General features: G+C 70.2%; 18 protein-coding genes. 5 read left to right on the top strand and 13 right to left on the bottom strand.

Features of this window, described 5'->3' with window-relative positions; translation table 11 throughout:
* Nucleotide 1 precedes the first annotated feature (1 nt).
* Together AC3WOE_RS06385 and queA are read right to left on the bottom strand one after the other, a co-directional pair.
* On the bottom strand, nt 2–2,461 hold the full coding sequence (locus AC3WOE_RS06385) for a YCF48-related protein (protein ID WP_492689113.1): 2,460 nt from the start codon (nt 2,459–2,461) through the stop codon (nt 2–4).
* An 84-nt stretch (nt 2,462–2,545) separates the two neighbouring features.
* Complete coding sequence (gene queA, locus AC3WOE_RS06380) at nt 2,546–3,598, bottom strand: tRNA preQ1(34) S-adenosylmethionine ribosyltransferase-isomerase QueA (protein ID WP_492689111.1); 1,053 nt, start codon at nt 3,596–3,598, stop codon at nt 2,546–2,548.
* Between the two features lie 120 nt (nt 3,599–3,718).
* On the opposite strand from queA, the gene AC3WOE_RS06375 reads away from it, so the two are divergent.
* The 3 genes from AC3WOE_RS06375 to AC3WOE_RS06365 all read left to right on the top strand — a co-directional run bounded on the left by AC3WOE_RS06375 (nt 3,719) and on the right by AC3WOE_RS06365 (nt 5,332).
* Nucleotides 3,719–4,081, top strand: a complete 363-nt coding sequence (locus tag AC3WOE_RS06375) for a TraR/DksA family transcriptional regulator (protein ID WP_492689109.1) — start codon at nt 3,719–3,721, stop codon at nt 4,079–4,081.
* 18 nt (nt 4,082–4,099) lie between these two features.
* Nucleotides 4,100–4,468, top strand: coding sequence for a hypothetical protein (locus tag AC3WOE_RS06370; RefSeq protein WP_492689108.1), 369 nt, complete (start codon nt 4,100–4,102; stop codon nt 4,466–4,468).
* Between the two features lie 117 nt (nt 4,469–4,585).
* The gene (locus AC3WOE_RS06365) at nt 4,586–5,332 is read left to right on the top strand and encodes a substrate-binding periplasmic protein (protein WP_492689106.1); all 747 of its coding nucleotides are present in this window, start codon (nt 4,586–4,588) and stop codon (nt 5,330–5,332) included.
* 37 nt (nt 5,333–5,369) lie between these two features.
* On the opposite strand, the gene AC3WOE_RS06360 is transcribed toward AC3WOE_RS06365, so the two are convergent.
* Genes AC3WOE_RS06360 through AC3WOE_RS06350 form a run of 3 tightly spaced genes read right to left on the bottom strand, consistent with a single transcriptional unit; the run spans nt 5,370 to nt 7,111 of the window.
* On the bottom strand, nt 5,370–6,209 hold the full coding sequence (locus AC3WOE_RS06360; RefSeq protein ID WP_492689105.1) for an anti-sigma factor family protein: 840 nt from the start codon (nt 6,207–6,209) through the stop codon (nt 5,370–5,372).
* Nucleotides 6,206–6,721 carry an RNA polymerase sigma factor gene (locus AC3WOE_RS06355; RefSeq protein WP_492689104.1) on the bottom strand — a complete coding sequence of 172 codons (516 nt, stop codon included), beginning with the start codon at nt 6,719–6,721 and terminating at the stop codon, nt 6,206–6,208. The genes AC3WOE_RS06360 and AC3WOE_RS06355 overlap by 4 nt, the downstream gene beginning before the upstream one ends.
* An 18-nt stretch (nt 6,722–6,739) precedes the next feature.
* Complete coding sequence (locus tag AC3WOE_RS06350) at nt 6,740–7,111, bottom strand: COG4315 family predicted lipoprotein (RefSeq protein WP_492689103.1); 372 nt, start codon at nt 7,109–7,111, stop codon at nt 6,740–6,742.
* A 235-nt stretch (nt 7,112–7,346) separates the two neighbouring features.
* On the opposite strand from AC3WOE_RS06350, the gene recG reads away from it, so the two are divergent.
* Nucleotides 7,347–9,401 (top strand): ATP-dependent DNA helicase RecG, encoded by a 2,055-nt coding sequence (recG, locus tag AC3WOE_RS06345; protein WP_492689101.1) that lies wholly within the window; start codon nt 7,347–7,349, stop codon nt 9,399–9,401.
* Nucleotides 9,402–9,428: 27 nt separating this feature from the next.
* On the opposite strand, the gene AC3WOE_RS06340 is transcribed toward recG, so the two are convergent.
* The 6 genes from AC3WOE_RS06340 to AC3WOE_RS06315 form a co-directional block, all read right to left on the bottom strand.
* Entirely contained in the window at nt 9,429–9,620 is a 192-nt protein-coding gene (locus AC3WOE_RS06340) for a hypothetical protein (protein ID WP_492689100.1), read from the bottom strand.
* Between the two features lie 93 nt (nt 9,621–9,713).
* Nucleotides 9,714–10,853, bottom strand: a complete 1,140-nt coding sequence (locus AC3WOE_RS06335) for a 6-phosphofructokinase (protein ID WP_492689099.1) — start codon at nt 10,851–10,853, stop codon at nt 9,714–9,716.
* A 12-nt stretch (nt 10,854–10,865) separates the two neighbouring features.
* A complete protein-coding gene (locus tag AC3WOE_RS06330; RefSeq protein WP_492689097.1) occupies nt 10,866–11,588 on the bottom strand; it encodes a LytR/AlgR family response regulator transcription factor in 723 nt (240 codons plus the stop codon).
* Entirely contained in the window at nt 11,585–12,619 is a 1,035-nt protein-coding gene (locus tag AC3WOE_RS06325) for a sensor histidine kinase (RefSeq protein ID WP_492689095.1), read from the bottom strand. The genes AC3WOE_RS06330 and AC3WOE_RS06325 overlap by 4 nt, the downstream gene beginning before the upstream one ends.
* A gap of 27 nt (nt 12,620–12,646) precedes the next feature.
* A complete protein-coding gene (locus AC3WOE_RS06320; RefSeq protein WP_492689094.1) occupies nt 12,647–13,540 on the bottom strand; it encodes an alpha/beta fold hydrolase in 894 nt (297 codons plus the stop codon).
* A 123-nt stretch (nt 13,541–13,663) separates the two neighbouring features.
* A complete protein-coding gene (locus AC3WOE_RS06315; protein WP_492689092.1) occupies nt 13,664–14,380 on the bottom strand; it encodes a peptidylprolyl isomerase in 717 nt (238 codons plus the stop codon).
* 149 nt (nt 14,381–14,529) lie between these two features.
* Between AC3WOE_RS06315 and AC3WOE_RS06310 the strand changes: the two genes are divergently transcribed.
* Nucleotides 14,530–15,003, top strand: a complete 474-nt coding sequence (locus AC3WOE_RS06310) for an FKBP-type peptidyl-prolyl cis-trans isomerase (protein WP_492689090.1) — start codon at nt 14,530–14,532, stop codon at nt 15,001–15,003.
* Here the strand turns inward: AC3WOE_RS06310 and panC are convergent.
* Together panC and panB are read right to left on the bottom strand one after the other, a co-directional pair.
* Nucleotides 14,996–15,832, bottom strand: a complete 837-nt coding sequence (gene panC, locus AC3WOE_RS06305; RefSeq protein ID WP_492689088.1) for a pantoate--beta-alanine ligase — start codon at nt 15,830–15,832, stop codon at nt 14,996–14,998. The two genes, AC3WOE_RS06310 and panC, sit on opposite strands and share 8 nt — an antisense overlap.
* Before the next feature lie 110 nt (nt 15,833–15,942).
* Complete coding sequence (panB, locus tag AC3WOE_RS06300; RefSeq protein WP_492689087.1) at nt 15,943–16,749, bottom strand: 3-methyl-2-oxobutanoate hydroxymethyltransferase; 807 nt, start codon at nt 16,747–16,749, stop codon at nt 15,943–15,945.
* Nucleotides 16,750–16,802 lie beyond the last annotated feature (53 nt).

The raw sequence follows: 16,802 nt of genomic DNA, 5'->3' as shown, positions 1-16,802 counted from the left end.
ATCAATCCCCGCCGCTGCCGGTGCCGAGGACGACGCCGTTGCCGGTGATCCAGCCGTTCTTGGTGTCGACGAAGCTCACCCCGGTGAGGTTCTGGCCCGTGGCCTGGGCCTGGCGCCTCCAGGTCTTGCCACCGTCGCTCGTGACCACGACCAGGCCCCGGCTGCCCACCAGCACGCCGTAGCTCGGCGTGGGGAATTGCAGGGCCAGCAGCACGCCGCGCGCCGGCAGCGCCACGTCGACCTGGACCCAGGTGCGTCCCGCATCACTGGAGCGCATCACGGTCTCGCCGACCAGCCACAGGGTCTGGGCGTCGCTCCAGGCGATGTCGTTGAAGACCGTGGGAAAGCAGGTTGGCGTCCAGGCCTGGCCGCCGTCCGTGCTGGCCGCCACGCAGCTGCCCGAAGGCTCCATGCCCGGCTTGCGGCCCAGCAGCACCAGATGCTGGGCATCCAGGGCCTTCAGCCGCTCGGCCTGCAAGCCGTTGATGATCATGGCGCCGCCCCAGCTGTCGCCGCCATTGCTGCTCGCCAGCACCGCGGTGCTCGACGTGGCCTGATCAAAGCGTGCCACCCAGACCTTGCTCTCGTCCAGCGCGGCCACGTCGGCGTAGGAGGACGTGGCGCCTGGCGCATAGGACAGCGTCATCGCGCCCAGCACCTGCGCGCTGGCACCGCCGTCCCGCGTCGTGCAGAGTCGACCGCCCTGGTTGCTGTCGCCCAGCGCCCAGCCTCGAGAAGCGCTCCCGTAGGCGATATGCCGGATGAAGCCGCAGGCGTCGTTCCAGGCGGTCTGCCAGATGGGGCTGCGGCCGGTGCCCTGCAGCAGCCCGACATTGCCGGGGGCCAGCAGGCCGGCGCCCGACGTCTTGTCGAACAGGTGGGGCTCGGACCAGAGCAGCACATCGACCGTCGCGAACGCCAGGCCCGCCGGCGACAGGAAACTGCTGGTGCCGCGGGCCGCAAAGCTGCCGTTGCCGAGCAGCTGCACCCGCGTGGGCACGAAGCCACCCGTCGGGAGGGCCGTGTTGACGAAGCGCTGGCTGCGCCAGCTGACGCCGCCGTCGGACGTGCTGAGCAGGAAGCTGTCCTGGGGGCTGGTCGCACTGATCACCAGCGTGTTGCTGTCGGGGGCGGCGAGGAGCTCCCGGCTGGAGAAGCCCGCCGGCAGGGCGACCGCCCGCCAGGCCTGATCCAGCCCGGTCGACCGGTAGAGCCCGCCATCGGCGCCCAGGGCCCAGCCGCCGCCCGCGGGCAACAGCCGCACCGCCGCGCTGGAAATGGGCGTGTACAGGCTGGGTTTGGGGCCGACGTAGTTGCCGAAGGTCGGCAGGCCTTCGCTGGATTGCTGCTTCCAGCTGGCGCCGCCGTCCTGGCTGACGCAGAAGGCCCAGTGGTCGCCATCGCCGGCGTGCTGCGCGCCGAGCTGAGCGACCAGGGCCGTGCCGCGCACCTGCAGCGGCGGCAGGGCATTGGCAAACACCGGCGCGCAGGCCGGCGCCGCCGCGGCGGCGGTCCAGGTCGCACCGCCATCGGTGGACAGGCTCGCCTGCTGGCCATCCCACGACCACAGCGGGCCGTCGGGGAGCATCGGGCCGGCCGGTGCACCGCTGGCGGTGTAGTAGCTGTCGAGGAAGTGACCGCTGTGCGTGAAGATGCCGCGCGCCTCGGGTGGCAGGCTGCGTGTCGTCCAGGTCTTGCCGGCGTCGCCGCTGAAGCGGTTCAGGGACGGCGCCCAGATCCGGCCATTGCCTTGCGCGAACAGCGGGACCGGGGCCGCGTTGCCCGCGAGCGCGTCGGTCAATCGGGTCCAATGCTTGCCCGCGTCCACGCTTTGCCAGAGGTGGCGGCTCGTGAAGACCCAGGCCGTGTCGGCATCGGTCAGGGTCAGGCGCTGGGGCTGTTCATCGTCGAGCATCAGGCCCAGGCTGTAGGGCGCCCAGGTCTGTCCGCCGTCCTGCGTGGCGGCAACGTCGCCCACCGGGCTGACCGCCAGCCCCTGGGTCGCGGTCGACCAGACGACATCGGCGAAGGCGATGGCGGGCTGCGGGTAGCGCAGCCCGCACCAGCCCTGGCCGTTGTTGCCGGTACAGAGCAGCTCACGCAGGCGCGCGGTGTCGTTGACCTGGACGATCGACGTACCACTGACCTGCGCAGTGCCATTGCCCAGCGTCAGCTTGACGGCGTAGTCGCCCGGCTTGGTGTAGCTGTGCTGGGGGTTGGTGTCGGTGCTGGTGCTGCCGTCACCAAAGTCCCAGCTGAAGCTCAGGCCGGCACCGGACGTGGCGGAGCTCGTGAATGCCACGGCCTGGCTGATGTCGGCGCCTGCCGGCACCGTGACGACGACACTGGCCGGCAGCGCGGTCGGGTTCGGCGTCGGGCTGGGGTCGCTGCCACCACCACCGCCGCCGCAGGACTGCAACAGGAGCAGGCCGAAGAAGCCAAGGACATGGGACGGATTCAAGCAGCGCAAGAACAACTCCGAGAGTGGCGGCGCGCGCAAGATACCTGCGTTTGGCCCGCAAACTGACGGTTATTTTCACACCCCCTAGACACCGCGGGCCAGCAGCATCGCGTCGCCGTAGCTGAAGAAACGGTAACGCTGTGCAATGGCGTGGGCGTAGACGGCCCGGATGTGCTCGTAGCCCGCCAGGGCGCTGACCAGCATCATCAGCGTGCTCTTGGGCAGGTGGAAGTTGGTGACGAGTCTGTCGACGACGCGGAACTCGAAGCCCGGTGTGATGAAGATCTCGGTCTCGCGGGCGCCCGCCTCGAGCTGGCCACCGCGCGCGGCAGACTCCAGGGCGCGCAGCGTCGTCGTGCCGACGGCCACGACGCGGCCACCGCGGGCGCGGCAGGCGGCCACGGCATCGACGGTCGACTGCGGCACCTCGAACCATTCGCTGTGCATCTTGTGCTCGTCGAGCCTGTCGACACGCACCGGCTGGAAGGTGCCGGCGCCCACGTGCAGGGTCACATGCGCCTGCTCGACGCCACGCGCGGCCAGCCGCGCCAGCAGGGCCTCGTCGAAATGCAGGGCGGCCGTCGGCGCGGCGACGGCGCCGGGTTCCTTGGCGAACACCGTCTGGTAGCGACGCACATCGTCGGCGCTGTCGGCATGGGCGATATAGGGCGGCAGCGGCACATGGCCATGCTGCTCCAGCAGCGCGAAGGGGTCGCCGGCGAAGCGCAGATGGAACAGGCCGTTGTCCGGTCCGCAGCGGCCCAGCACCTCGGCGTCGAAGGCATCGGCGAAGCGCACCCGGCTGCCTGGCTTGGGGCTCTTGCTGGCGCGTAGATGCATCCAGACTTCCTGGGTGCCGGGCAGCACGCGCTCGACCAGCGCCTCGACCGATCCGCCGGTCGACTTCAGTCCAAACAGCCGCGCCTTGATGACGCGGGTGTTGTTGAAGATCAGCAGGTCGCCGGCCTGCAGCAGCTCGGGCAGCTCGCGGAAGACGCGGTCCACCAGACCGCTGCCGGTCGCGTCCAGCAGGCGGGAGCCGGTGCGCTCGGCCGCGGGATGCTGGGCGATCAGTTCCGGGGGCAGGTCGAAATCGAAGTCGGCGACGGTGTAGGCCGGCGGGGCGGAAAGACTCATGACGCGTTGGAGGGCAGGACGGACCCGTGCCAAAGAAAGATGGATTTTCCCATCGCGCCGACTTGATGCAGCGCAAGGTGCGGGCGACGGCCCGGTGCCAGCATGGCGCCAGGAGATTCCATGAGCACTGCCCTGACACCCGGACAACATGCGCTGCTGGAGAGCCAGCTGCAACTGGCGCGCCAGCGCGTGCAACTGGCGCTGCAGGCCCAGCGCGAAGGCAGCGACCGCCTCAGCCATGCCGCCGCCCTGCTCGAGGACGAGCCGCAGCAGCACGGCGCGGACCGCGAGCTCGACCAGGCGCGCGACACCCACCTGCTGACCGAGCTGCAGGACATCGACGATGCCTTGATGCGGCTGAAGCTGCCCGGCTATGGTCGCTGCGTCGACTGTGCCGCCGTCATCCCCTTCGATCGCCTCCAGCAGCTGCCCCAGGCCCTGCGCTGCGTCGCCTGCCAGGCGAACGCCGAGGCCGCAGGCTGAGCCTCAACCGGAGTTTGCATGTTCCACGCCGTCGTCCACCTTGATCACCACCACGCCCAGGTGCTGCACTTCGACGCCCACCAGGTGCACGCCGCCCGCATCGAACCCCAGGACCGCCGTGCCCATGGCCATGACGCCCACGGCGAACAGGCGCTGTTCGAGGCCGTCTGCCAGGCGGTGCAGGACACTTCCGAGGTGCTGGTGACCGGCTCGCATCCGGTCATCGGCCAGTTCCGCCACTACGTCGAGGCACACCGGCCCGCGCTGGCGCCCCGCATCGCCGACTACCGGCCGGCCGCGCCGCTGAGCCAGGGCCAGATGCTGGCCATGGCGCGCCAGTTCTTCATCGCCCACGACCGCATGGCCGGCGTGCCGATGCCGGGCTGAACCGGCCGGCGGCCGCTTGCCGCGTGAAATCTCACACGGCCGGGCCGGGAACGGGTCGCCTGCGACGGGGCTTGTCACACACGCCTCCTAGACTGGTAGCGCAATCCCTCCGCCCTCGTGAAACGCCGCTCCTGTCTCGTCCTGCCCGCGCTCATCGCAGCGTCCTTCACCGTCGCCGCGGCCGACGACGTCCTGCTCGGCATCACCGAAAATCTGCCGCCGTTGAACTACCTGGAGGACGGCAATCCCCAGGGCTTCAGCGTCGAGCTGCTGCGCATGATGGCCAGCCAGGCCGGCGTGCGCCTGGAGCTCCAGGTGCTGCCCTGGCAGCGCGCCATGCAGGTGGCCGAGGCCAATGCCCAGGGCGTGCTGTTCTCGCTGACGCGCACGCCCGAACGCGAGGCCCAGTTCCAGTGGGTCGGGCCCATCGCCCAGCGGCGCATCCTGTTCTACAAGCTGGCCAGCCGCGCTGACCTGACGCTGACCCAACTGGCTGACCTGGGCGGCTCTCGCATCGGCGTCGTGCGCGACTCGGCCGCCGACCGCGCACTGCAGGCCGCGGGCCTGCGGCCGGGCATCGAGCTGGAGCATGGCCTGGACGATGCGACCAATGTGCGCAAGCTGATTGCCGGGCGCATGGAGTACGTCACCCTGCTGGACTGGGCGGCCGCCTGGAATCTGCGCCAGCTGCAGCTGCCCTACGGCACCCTGCAGGCCGTCATGGAGCAGGACGTCAGCAAGTCCTATTGGTACGGCCTGCGTCTCGACGCCAACCCGGCCCTGGTGCGCCGGCTGCAGGCGGCCCTGGACACCATCCGGCGCGACGGCCGCTATGAGCGGCTGCGGCAGCGCTATTTCCGTTAGGGCCTGTGAACGCTATGGCAATGGGTCGCGCAGGCCCTTAGCCCGCCAGCTGCTGGTGCACCCGCTGCGCCAGCGGCTGCAGCTCGATGGCCGGGTGGGCGCTGAGGGCATAGCCGAAGCCGCCGTCCACCCAGTAGAGCGTCGTGCGGCCGTCCTGCTGCAGCAGGCGGAACTCCGCATTGGCCGGCGCGGCCGCGGGCTCGAAGACGGCCACCAGCAGCGTCAGGCGGTCGCCATCGGCGTTCTCGTACATGAACTGCGCCCGCGGGCTGCCCGGCTGGCCGGCGTCGCCCGGCAGCAGCCGGCCGCCGAGCAGGGCGTAGCCGCGGTCGGCCAGCACCGGCACCTTCAGCGGCCGGCCCAGGCGGCGGCTCAGCCACTGCACGAGATGGTCCTGCTCGGCGGCCGACACCTCCACCGGATGGCGCTTCTCGGTGCTGTAGACGGCGAAGGCCACGCCGGCCTCGCGGGCGAACTCGGGCACCGCTCGGTGGGCCAGGGACTCGACCGGCAGGCGCGGCGCACCGGCATCGTGGCGGCCCCACTGGTAGCCGCCGCCCAGGCCCGCGGCCAGCAGCACACCCGCAGCCAGCGCCTGAGGCAGATAGGCACGCCGGCGCTGGGATGCCGCCGCACGCAGCACGACGCCGGTGAAGTCGGCCGGCGTGTCGTCCAGCGGCCAGTCGCGGGCCAGGCCGCGCAAGGCCTGGCGCTGGCTCTGCCACTGGGCGACGCGGGCGGCGGCCTCGGGGTCGGCGCGCAGGCGCTGCTGCACGGCCGCGGCAGCCTCGGGCGACAGCTGGCCGTCGACGTAGGCATGCAGCTCGGCCTCGCCCGCCGGCAGGGAGTCGGGAGGGGGGGAGTGGGGCTGGCTCATCGCTTCATCCGCGCCAGGGTGACGATCTGGGCGCCGGCCATCGGGGCCGTGGACGCCAGGCGCTGGCGCAGGGCCTCGCGCCCGCGGTGCAGGCGCGACATGACGGTACCGACGGGCACGCCCAGGATCTCGGCCGCTTCGGCATAGCTGTACTCCTCGACGGCGACGAGCAGCATCACCGCGCGCTGGGCCGTCGGCAAGGCCGCAAGCGCCCGCTCCAGGTCCAGGCGCTCGCCGGCCGGCGCGGCCGGGTCGGCAGGCTCGGGCATCTCATCCAGCAGCGCATGGCCATCGTCGAGATGCCAGTCGCGCAGCTGGTTGAGGTGCAGGTTGTGCATGATGGACAGCAGCCAGGACCGCAGCGAGGGGCCCGGCCGCCACAGCGCCCATTTGCGGCAGGCGCGCTCCAGCGTGTCCTGGACGAGGTCGTCGGCGCGCGTGGCATCCCCAGTCAGCAGGCGCGCATAGCGGCGCAGCGCCGGGATGTGGACGAGCAGCTGTTCGACGGCCACGCCAGGATGCCGGATGCGTCAGGGGCGGGCGAGCTGCCAGACCTTGTTGAAGCCGTCGCCGCTGCGGTCGCCAGCCTTCTGGTCCTTGGCCCAGAAGTACAGAGGCTTGCCCTTGTAGGCCCACTGGCGGCTGCCGTCGTCGCGGGTGACGACGCTCCAGTCGCCACTCGCCGCAGCACCCGCAGCCGCGGCCAGCGGCGGCCAGTTGGTGGCGCAGGGGCCGTTGCAGACGCTCTTGCCGCTGCCGGCAGCGTCCTTGTCGAAGGTGTAGAGCGTCATGCCGTTGGCACCGACGAAGACGCCATCGACCACGTTGGCGGGCGCCGGAGGGGTGGACGCGCAGGCGGTGAAGGCCATGACGGAGGCGCAGGCCAGCAGACGGAAGTTCATGTCGAAACCCGAAAGAGTGGAGGGGACATGACGGTGAACACGGGAAGGCCACCCACTATTCCATGCGCTCCCGAAAAATCCCAATCCTTCATTCGCCGCGCACCAGCATCCCGGTGGTCTCGTGGATGCCCTGGTCGGCCTGGATGGCCCCGTGGGCACGGCGGGGGCATTCTGGCAGCAGGCCCGCTGAACCCGCTGCCTGCCCGGGCCACCCGGCGCCCGCAAAATGGCGCCCATGCCCGAGGCCGCCGCCACGCCCCCACCTCAGCCCAAATCCGCGCCCCAGAAGGCGATGGAGAAGCTCGGCCTGGTGCGCGACATCGACCTGGCCCTGCATCTGCCGATGCGCTATGAGGACGAGACCCAGCTGACGCCCATCGCCGACCTGCGCGAGGGCGTGCCGGCCCAGGTCGAGGGCATCGTCGTCGACTGCCAGGTCGAGCTGCGCAGCCGCCGCCAGCTGCTGGTGCGGATCAAGGACGGCACCGGCACCCTGCTGCTGCGCTTCCTGCACTTCTATCCCTCGCAGCAGAAGCAGATGTCGGCCGCCACCCGGCTGCGCGTGCGCGGCGAGGCGCGCGTGGGCTTCTTCGGCCGCGAGATGGTGCACCCCGTCGTCAAGGTCGTCGACGAGGACACGCCGCTGGCCCAGTCGCTGACGCCGGTCTACCCGGCCTCGGCCCAGCTGCCCCAGGCCTATCTGCGCAAGGCCGTGGCCTCGGGACTGGCGCGGGCCGACCTGCGCGAGATCCTGCCGGCCGGCGTCGTGCCCCAGGGCCTGCCCAGCCTGAAGGAGGCGCTGACCTATCTGCACCACCCGCCGCCCAGTGCCTCGCAGGAGGCCCTGCATGAGCACCATCACCCGGCCTGGCACCGCCTCAAGTTCGAGGAGCTGCTGGCCCAGCAGCTGTCGCAGCTGCAGGCCCAGCGCGAGCGCGCACTGCTCGTCGCACCGGCCCTGCGCGCACGGCCGGGCGGCCTGCACGAGAAGCTGCTCGCGGTGCTGCCCTTCCAGTTGACCGGTGCCCAGCAGCGCGTGTCCGAGGAGATCGCGCAAGACCTGGCGCGCCCCCAGCCCACGCACCGGCTGCTGCAGGGCGACGTCGGCTCGGGCAAGACCGTGGTGGCGGCCCTGGCCGCCGCCATCGCCATCGATGCCGGCTGGCAATGCGCGCTGATGGCACCGACCGAGATCCTCGCCGAGCAGCACTTCCGCAAGCTGATCGGCTGGCTGGAACCTTTGGGGCTGAAGGTGGCCTGGATCACCGGCAGCGTGAAGGGCAAGGCGCGGCAGAAGATGCTGGACGCGGCCGCCTCGGGCGAGGCCCAGCTCATCGTCGGCACCCATGCCGTCATCGAGGACAAGGTGAGGTTCGCCAAGCTGGGCCTGGCCATCATCGACGAGCAGCACCGCTTCGGCGTCGCGCAGCGGCTGGCGTTGAGAAACAAGCTCAAGGCGATGGACCTGGAGCCGCATCTCTTGATGATGAGCGCCACGCCCATCCCGCGGACCCTCGCGATGACCTACTTCGCCGACCTCGACGTCTCCACCATCGACGAGCTGCCGCCCGGCCGCAGCCCCATCGTGACCAAGGTCTTCACCGCGTCCAAGCGCCATGACGTGGTCGACAAGATCCGCGGCGCGGTGGCCGACGGCGCCCAGGTCTACTGGGTCTGCCCGCTGGTGGAGGAGTCGGAAGCGGTGGATCTGCGCAATGCGACCGAGACGCACGCGGAGCTGAGCGCGACGCTGGCAGGCACCAGGGTGGGCCTGCTGCATGGCCGCATGTCGCCCGCCGACAAGGCCGCAGTGATGGCGCAGTTCTCCAGCGGCGAGATGAGCGTGCTGGTGGCGACGACCGTCATCGAGGTGGGCGTGGACGTGCCCAATGCCAGCCTGATGGTCATCGAGCATGCCGAGCGCTTCGGCCTGGCCCAGCTGCACCAGTTGCGCGGCCGTGTGGGCCGGGGTGCCAAGGCCAGCGTCTGCGTGCTGATCTACAGCCCGCCGCTGTCCGACACCGGCAAGTCGCGATTGAAGGCCATGGCCGAGACGACCGACGGCTTCGAGATCGCGCGCCGCGACCTCGACATCCGCGGCCCCGGCGAATTCATGGGCTCGCGCCAGAGCGGCGCCGAGCTGCTGCGCTTTGCCGACCTGCAGGAAGACGCGCCCTTGCTCGTCGCCGCACGCGCCCTGGCGCCGCGGCTGCTGGACGAGCATCCCGAGGCCGCGCGCCGTCAGGTGGCGCGCTGGCTCGGGACCAAGGCGGAGTTTCTGAAGGCTTGAGCGCGGCCGAGGGCAAGGCTGATCTGCTTACTTGCAGATGAAGCTCTTGGCATTCACCTCCTTGACATTGCCCGCACCGCAGGTGGCAACGGCCTGCTCGCTCATCTTGGCAATGGCGGCTGATTCGGCCGGGAAGGCGGTGGCGGGCGGTGCGAAGACGCAGGCGCTGAGGAGGCTGGAGGCGGCCAGGGCAAGGGCGAAGGCGGCGATGCGGGTCATGCGGTATCCGTCGTTGGAGATGAAGAAGGCCGCAGCCTAAGCGGCCCACTGCCAGCCGTCGCGCCCGGGGCGACGAACTGCACGACCGCAGGGTCAGGTTGCAGGGACGACCGACACGCCGAGGCAGACACCCAGGTCCGTCGCCGTGGCCAGCGTGTCGCCGTCCAGCGGCACGGCCTTCATGCGGCCCGCCACCTCGGCCAGTGGCACGGGGCGCACGTCGCGGCCGTCAAGCGCCACCATGACGTCGCCCAGACCGGCATCGAGCGCCCGCACCGCCGCGGCGCCGAAGCGCAGCGCCGCGACGCGGTCGAAGGCCGTCGGGCTGCCGCCGCGCAGCAGATGACCCAGCACCACGCAGCGCGCGTCCTTTCCCGTCAGCCGCGCCAGCGCCTGCGCCACCTGCTCGCCCATGCCGCCCAGGCGCTCGGCGTGGCCGGCCTCGGCGGGGCCGCACAGCACGCGCTCGCCGCCGCGCGGGTGGGCGCCCTCGGCCACGACGACGATGGAGTAGGCCAAACCGCGGGCCTCGCGCCGCGCGATCATCTCGGCCACGGGCGCGAGGTCGAAGGGCAGTTCGGGCAGCAGGATGGCATGGGCGCCGCCCGCCAGGCCGGCATGCAGCGCGATCCAGCCGGCGTACCGGCCCATGACTTCCACGGCGATCACACGGTGGTGGCTGGCGGCCGTGGTGTGCAGGCGGTCGATGCACTCGCTGGCGAAGGCCGCGGCGGTATCGAAGCCGAAGGTCATCACGGTGCCATCGAGGTCGTTGTCGATGGTCTTGGGCACGCCCACGACACGCAGCCCGCGCTGGGCCAGTCGGTGGGCGATGGCGAGCGACCCGTCGCCGCCGACGGCCACCAGCGCGTCAACGCCTTCACGGGCCAGCGCGTCGAGCAGGTCCTGCGAGCGGTCGACGAGGGCGACGCTGCCATCAGCCTGCGGCATCGGGAAGGCGAAGGGGTCGCCCTTGTTGGTGGAGCCCAGCAGCGTGCCGCCCAGCGCAGCAATGCCTTCTACGCGCTCGCGCGTGAGCGCGAGGCAGCCGTCGCCGGCACGGTAGCGCTCGGGGCGCAGCAGGCCGTCGTAGCCGTCGCGGATGCCGACGCAGGTCCAGCCGCGCTGCAACGCGGCGCGCGTGACGGCCTGGATGACGGCGTTCAGCCCGGGGGCGTCGCCGCCGCCGGTCGTGATGGCGATGCGGCGGATGGCGGGGTTCGGCGTGGACATGCGCCCAGTCTCCTACAGCTCCAACCTCTCGCGCAGCAACTTGGCCTGGCGCCGCGACACCTCGACCTGGTGGCCGTCGCGCAGCAGGACACGGTAGCCGTCGTTGCTCCAGGGCTGGATGTCCTGGATCCAGCGCAGATTGATCAGGTGGCTGCGGCTGGCGCGGAAGAAGAGCTGGGGGTCCAGCCTCTCCTCCAGCGCCGTCAGCGTGCGCGTCAGCAGCGGGCGCTGACCGTCGAACCAGGCCTGGGCGTAGTTGCCGCAGGACTCGAAGCCGGCGATGTCGCCCAGGCGCACGAACCAGCAGCGCTCGCCATCGCGCAGGAAGACCATGTCGTCGGCCCCCTTGAAGGCGCCCGCCGCCATGCCGGCGGCCGGCGCCGGCCGCAATCTGTCGCGCGCCTTGGCCAGGGCCGCCTCCAGCCGCGCGGGATCGATGGGCTTGAGCAGATAGTCCAGCGCATTGCGCTCGAAGGCCGCCAGCGCATGCTGGTCATAGGCCGTCGTGAAGATGACCAGGGGCAGGTGCTCGAGCTGGTCCAGCAGGTCGAAGCCGGTGGCGCCGGGCAGCTCGACGTCCAGCAGCAGCAGCTCGGGAACCAGCGCCTCGATGGCCGCGCGCGCCGGCGCGAGCTCGGCGGCCTCGCCGACGACGTCGGCGTCGGGAATGGCCGCCAGCAGGGTGCGCAGCTCCTGGCGGGCCAGGCGCGAGTCCTCGACGATATAGATCCTCATGGGGCCAGCTCCACGGTGACGGTCACGCGGCCGTCCGCTGCGGCTATGCGGCAGCCCGCGCCGTCGCCACCCGCACGGGCCAGGCGCTCGCGCAGATGGGCCAGGCCGAGGCCGGTGCCGTCCGACGAGCCCGGCGCCCACTGGCCGGGGTTGCTGACGGCCAGCGTCAGCCGCGCGCCGTCGCGCTTCAGGCCGATGTCGACGACCCCGCCGCCCGCGGTGCGCGCGATGCCATGCTTGATGGCGTTCTCCACCAGCAGCTGCAGCAGCATGGGGGGCACGCTGGCGCCGGCGGTAGCGGGGTCGACCTGCCAGTCCACGTGCAGCCTCTCTTCGTGATGCAGCTGCTCGAGCGCCACATAGTCGCGCACGACGGCCAGCTCGTCGGCCAGCGGCACGCGCTCCTTGGCGCTGTGCTGAAGGGTGTGGCGCAGGGTGTTGGACAGGCGGCTCAGCATCTCGCGGGCGCGGGCCGGGTCTTCGTTGATGAGGGCGCGCAGATTGTTCAGCGCGTTGAACAGGAAGTGCGGGTTGATCTGGGCACGCAGCACCTGCAGCTCCAGCTCGCGGGCGGCGGTTTCGGCCTTCCACTTGGCGATCTCGCCGTGGCGCCAGCGGTTGATCATCTGCACGCCGACCCAGACCGCCATCCACAGCCACAGCAGCACGCTGGTGTTGAAGGTGTAGGTCGCCAGCACCATCCAGCCACGCGGCAGGCCTGCAGGAAACTGCAGCAGTCCCAGCGTGATGCCGGCCGAGTTGACGGCGTAAGTCAGCAGCTGCACCACGAAGGCGAACAGCGGCGGCACCAGCAGCAGGCGCAGCAGCAGGCTGCGGGGCGGCAGGTCCAGCCAGGCGCGGCGCAGGGCCAGCGCACGCAGGGCCTCGCTGGCCACCCACAGCCCAGCGCCGACGAAGACCATGACGAAGACCAGGGAGCCGCTCAGCGCTCCGAAGCTCGCGATCATCGCGATCGAGAGGCCCGAATAGAAGCACCACAGCAGCGCCTGCACCGCGATGCGCTTGCGCATGTCCATGCTCCTCCCGGGTCGTTGCTCTTACTTGGCGGTGGCCAGGAAACCCTTGACCTCGCCGACCAGCCAGTCGGCATCGTCCCACATGAGGAAGTGGAAGCCGCGCTGGCTCATGGCGATCCTGGCGCCGTCCAGGCCGGCGTACTGGGCCTCGAAGATCTTCTTCGTGCTGTCCAGCGTCGAGCCCATGGGTTCGAAGGCGGCCCAGGCGCCGAGCACCAGGGTGGGCGTCTTGATCCTGGGCAGCAGGGGGCGCAGATCCTCGCCCCACAGCTCGGACATGGCCTGAGCCGAGGTAGCGCGGTCGCTGGCCAGGCTCCAGCCATAGACGCGTTCGTTGTTGGCCGGGTTGCGGCTCATGCCCATGGAGCCCTGGCGGGCACCGGCCTCCCATTGCTCCTGGGTGGCCGACAGCATCTGCTGGCGCATGCCGGCGGCCATGCCGCGGGCGGCTTCCGGCGTGGCACCGCGGATGCCGGCCAGGAAGGGCAGGGAGTCGACGATGACGAGGCGGTCGATGCAGCCCGGCTTCTCGGCTGCCATTTCCAGCGCCAGCACGCCACCCAGGCTGTGGCCCATGACGACGGGCCTGTCGAGCTTGCGGTCGTCCACATAGGCCAGCAGGCGGTCTCGCATGCCGTTCAGGAAGTTGTCCATCGCCACGGCGGGCGCGCCGGCGAAGCCGGGCAGCTGCACGATATGGCATTGCACGCCGGGCTGCAGGGCGGCGCAGGTCTGGTCCCAGGTGCTGGCGGCGCTGTTCAGGCCCGGGATCATCAGCACCGGCCTGCCCTGGCCGACGACGTCGACGCGCAGGTCGTGGAACTCGGTCGTGGCGGCGTGGCTGTTGCTCACCCACAAGGCGGTGGCAATGCCCACGGCAGCACCGAACAGGCCGATCCAGGTACGCTTGGACATGCAGGTCTCCATCGAGGTTGTGATGGACGCATGTTGCCGGCGCTGCGGCGCGTCGCCCGGCACCGGATGACGAACGGCAAGCCGGGCGGACGAATGGCGGGCCGCCCGGACGGGCGGGGGGGCTTACTTCAAGCGTTGTGCCCAGTAGACGAGCACCTCGGTGCGCGGCTCGATGTCGGTCGAGCTGTAGGTGTAGGTCGGCACGACGTTGATCGCGTCCAGCGTGTTCAGGCCCGAGATGATGCGGCCGAAGACGGCATAGCCCGGGTTGGCGGCGCTCTGGTAGTCCAGGCTGGCGTTGTCCTGCACATTGAAGAAGAACTGGCTGGTGGCGGAGTCGGCGCTGTCGCGACGGGCCATGGCAATCGTGCCGCGCAGATTGGACAGGCCGTTGTTGCTCTCCAGCTTGATGGGCGCGAACAGCGGTGTCTTGGTCACCATGCCGCTGGTGTAGCCGCCGCCCTGGATGACGAAGTCGCGGTCGACGCGGTGGATCAGCGTGTTGGAGTAGAAGCCCGCCGACACGTATTTGTAGAAGTTGGCGACCGTCTGCGGCGAGTAGGTGTCGTAGAGCTCGACAACGATCTCGCCGCTGCTGGTCAGCATGCAGACCGTGCCCCATTTGCTGGCGGCGGACGCGGCCAGGCCGGCCGGGCTGCAGGACTGCGTGGGGGGATTGGGATTGGGGTTGGGGCGCGGGTATTGCGTGCCGCCGCCACCGCCACCGCCGCCGCCACCCCCACCACCGATCTCGACTTCCACGCCGCCGCCGCAGGCGCTCAACACGGCGGCCGCGCCCAGGGCGAGGACGAGGCTCAGGAAGCGGGTGGGCAGGCGCATGGGACAACTCCGGTGACGACGGTCTAGAGCGGCTAACGTCAGCCTTCGTGGCCTGTTGACTCTGCTTACAAGCCTTTACGTGCGCTGGCTATAGTCCGCGCCGCCGCCACGAGCGGCGCTTCTTTTCCTTCCACTTCGCCGTCGACCCCATGTCCGCTCTTCGCACCCGCCGCTTCGCCCTCCTGCTCGCAATGAGCGCCAGCCTCGGTCTGTCCGCCTGTGGCGGTGGTGGCGGAAACTCCGGCACCCCCATCAACCAGGACCCCAACGGCTGGAATGCGGTGACCACGCTGAAGACGACCGACACCACGGTCGGCACCGGCGCCACCGCAGTGGCCGGCAGCAAGGCCACGGTGAACTATTCGGGCTATCTCTACGACGTGCGGGTGGCCGACACGCGTGGCACCAAGTTCGATGCCGGCAGCTTCCAGTTCACCCTCGGCACCAACCCGCTGCAGGTCATCGCCGGCTTCGACCAGGGCGTCACCGGCATGAAGGTGGGCGGCAAGCGCACCGTCACCATCCCGGCCAGCCTGGGCTACGGCAGCACCGGCGCCGGCAATGGCGCCATTCCGCCCAATGCCGCCCTCGTCTTCGACATCGAGCTGACCGCGATCAACTGACTTCGAGGTTGTCGATCAGGCGGGTCTTGCCCAGCCTGGCGGCACCCAGGGCGACCAGGGGCTGGCCTTCGACGGCGGCTCCGAGGTCGTGTTGGCGGCGCAGCGTCAGATAGTCCGGCGCCCAGCCAGCCTCGCGCAGCGTCTGCATGGCGTCGGCTTCCATGGCCGCGAGGTCGCGCTCGCCGGCCTGCCAGCGGGCGATCAGGGCCTTCAGCGTGCGCGACAGGCGCAGCGCTTCCACCTTCTCGGCCTCGCTCAGATAGCCGTTGCGCGACGACAGCGCCAGGCCTTCGTCACTGCGGCGGGTCTCGCCGCCGAAGATCTCGATGGGCAGGCCCATCTGCGCCGTCATGCGGCGCAGCACCATCAGCTGCTGGTAGTCCTTCTTGCCGAACACGGCCAGCGTCGGCTGCACGAGGTTGAAGAGCTTGTGCACGACGGTGCAGACGCCCGTGAAGAAGCCGGGCCGGAAATGACCTTCGAGGATGTCGGCCAGCTCGGCGGGCGGCACCACCTTGTAGCCCTGGGGCTCGGGATAGAGCTCCTTCTCGCTCGGCGCGAAGACGATGTCGCAGCCGGCGCCTTGCAGCAGCGCGCAGTCGCGCTCCAGCGTGCGCGGGTAGGTGTCGAAGTCCTCGTGCGGCGCGAACTGCAGGCGGTTGACGAAGATGCTGGACACCACGGCACCCGCCGGCCCCACCAGCTCACGCGCCTGCTTCACCAGCGCGAGGTGACCCTCGTGCAGATTGCCCATGGTGGGCACGAAGCCGCGCTGGCGATGGATGGCGAGGGCGTCGCGCAGCTCGGCGATGGTGTGGATGACTTGCATCGTCTGCATCCAATCAAAAAACAAGCAAAGCCACAGAGACACAGAGGCACAGAGAACAAGCGCAGTCTCTCTGTGCCTCTGTGTCTCTGTGGCTGTGTTTCATAGATTTCTTAGAACCCGTGCGTCTGGTTCACCGGGAAGGTCTTGGCCTTCACCTCGTCCACATAGCCCTTCACCGCCGCCAGCACCGAGTCCTTGCCGGCCATGAAGTCCTTGACGAAGCGCGGCTTGCGGCCGGGCGTGATGTTGAGCATGTCGTGCAGCACCAGCACCTGGCCCGAGGTGCCGACACCGGCGCCGATGCCGATGACGGGCACGGGCGATTCGGCCGTGATCTCGGCGGCCAGAGCGGCCGGCACCATTTCGTAGAGCAGCATGGCGGCACCGGCTTCGACGGCCTGCCAGGACTCGCGCTTCATGCGGGCGGCGCTTTCCTCGTCGCGGCCCTGCACCTTGAAGCCACCCAAGGCGTTCACCGTCTGCGGCGTGAAACCGAGGTGCACGCAGACCGGGATGCCGCGCTCGCTGATGAAGCGCACGGTCTCGGCCGTCCAGCCGCCGCCTTCGAGCTTGACCATATGCGCGCCGGCCTTCACCAGCGCGGCGGCGCTCTTCCAGGCCTCTTCCTTGCTGACGTGATAGCTGTCGAAGGGCAGGTCGGCAATGATCCAGGCCCATTTGTGGCCGCGCGACACGCAGAAGGTGTGATAGACCATGTCCTCGATGCTGACCGGCGCCGTGGAGCCGCGGCCCTGCAGCACATTGCCCAGGGAATCGCCGATCAAGAGGATGTCGACGCCGGCTTCGTCCAGCAGGCTGGCGAAGGCCGCGTCATAGCAGGTCAGCATGGCGATCTTCTCGCCGCTCGCGTGCATCTGCGCCAGGCGCGGCAGGGTCATGGGCTTGCGGTCGGTCATGCGTCTTCTCCGTAGAAACCCCGATGAGGCTGCCGAGGCGGCCGCAGTGTAGC

The organism is Roseateles sp. FW305-36 (genome assembly GCF_058787015.1).
This window is presented reverse-complemented; position numbering and strand designations above follow the sequence as displayed.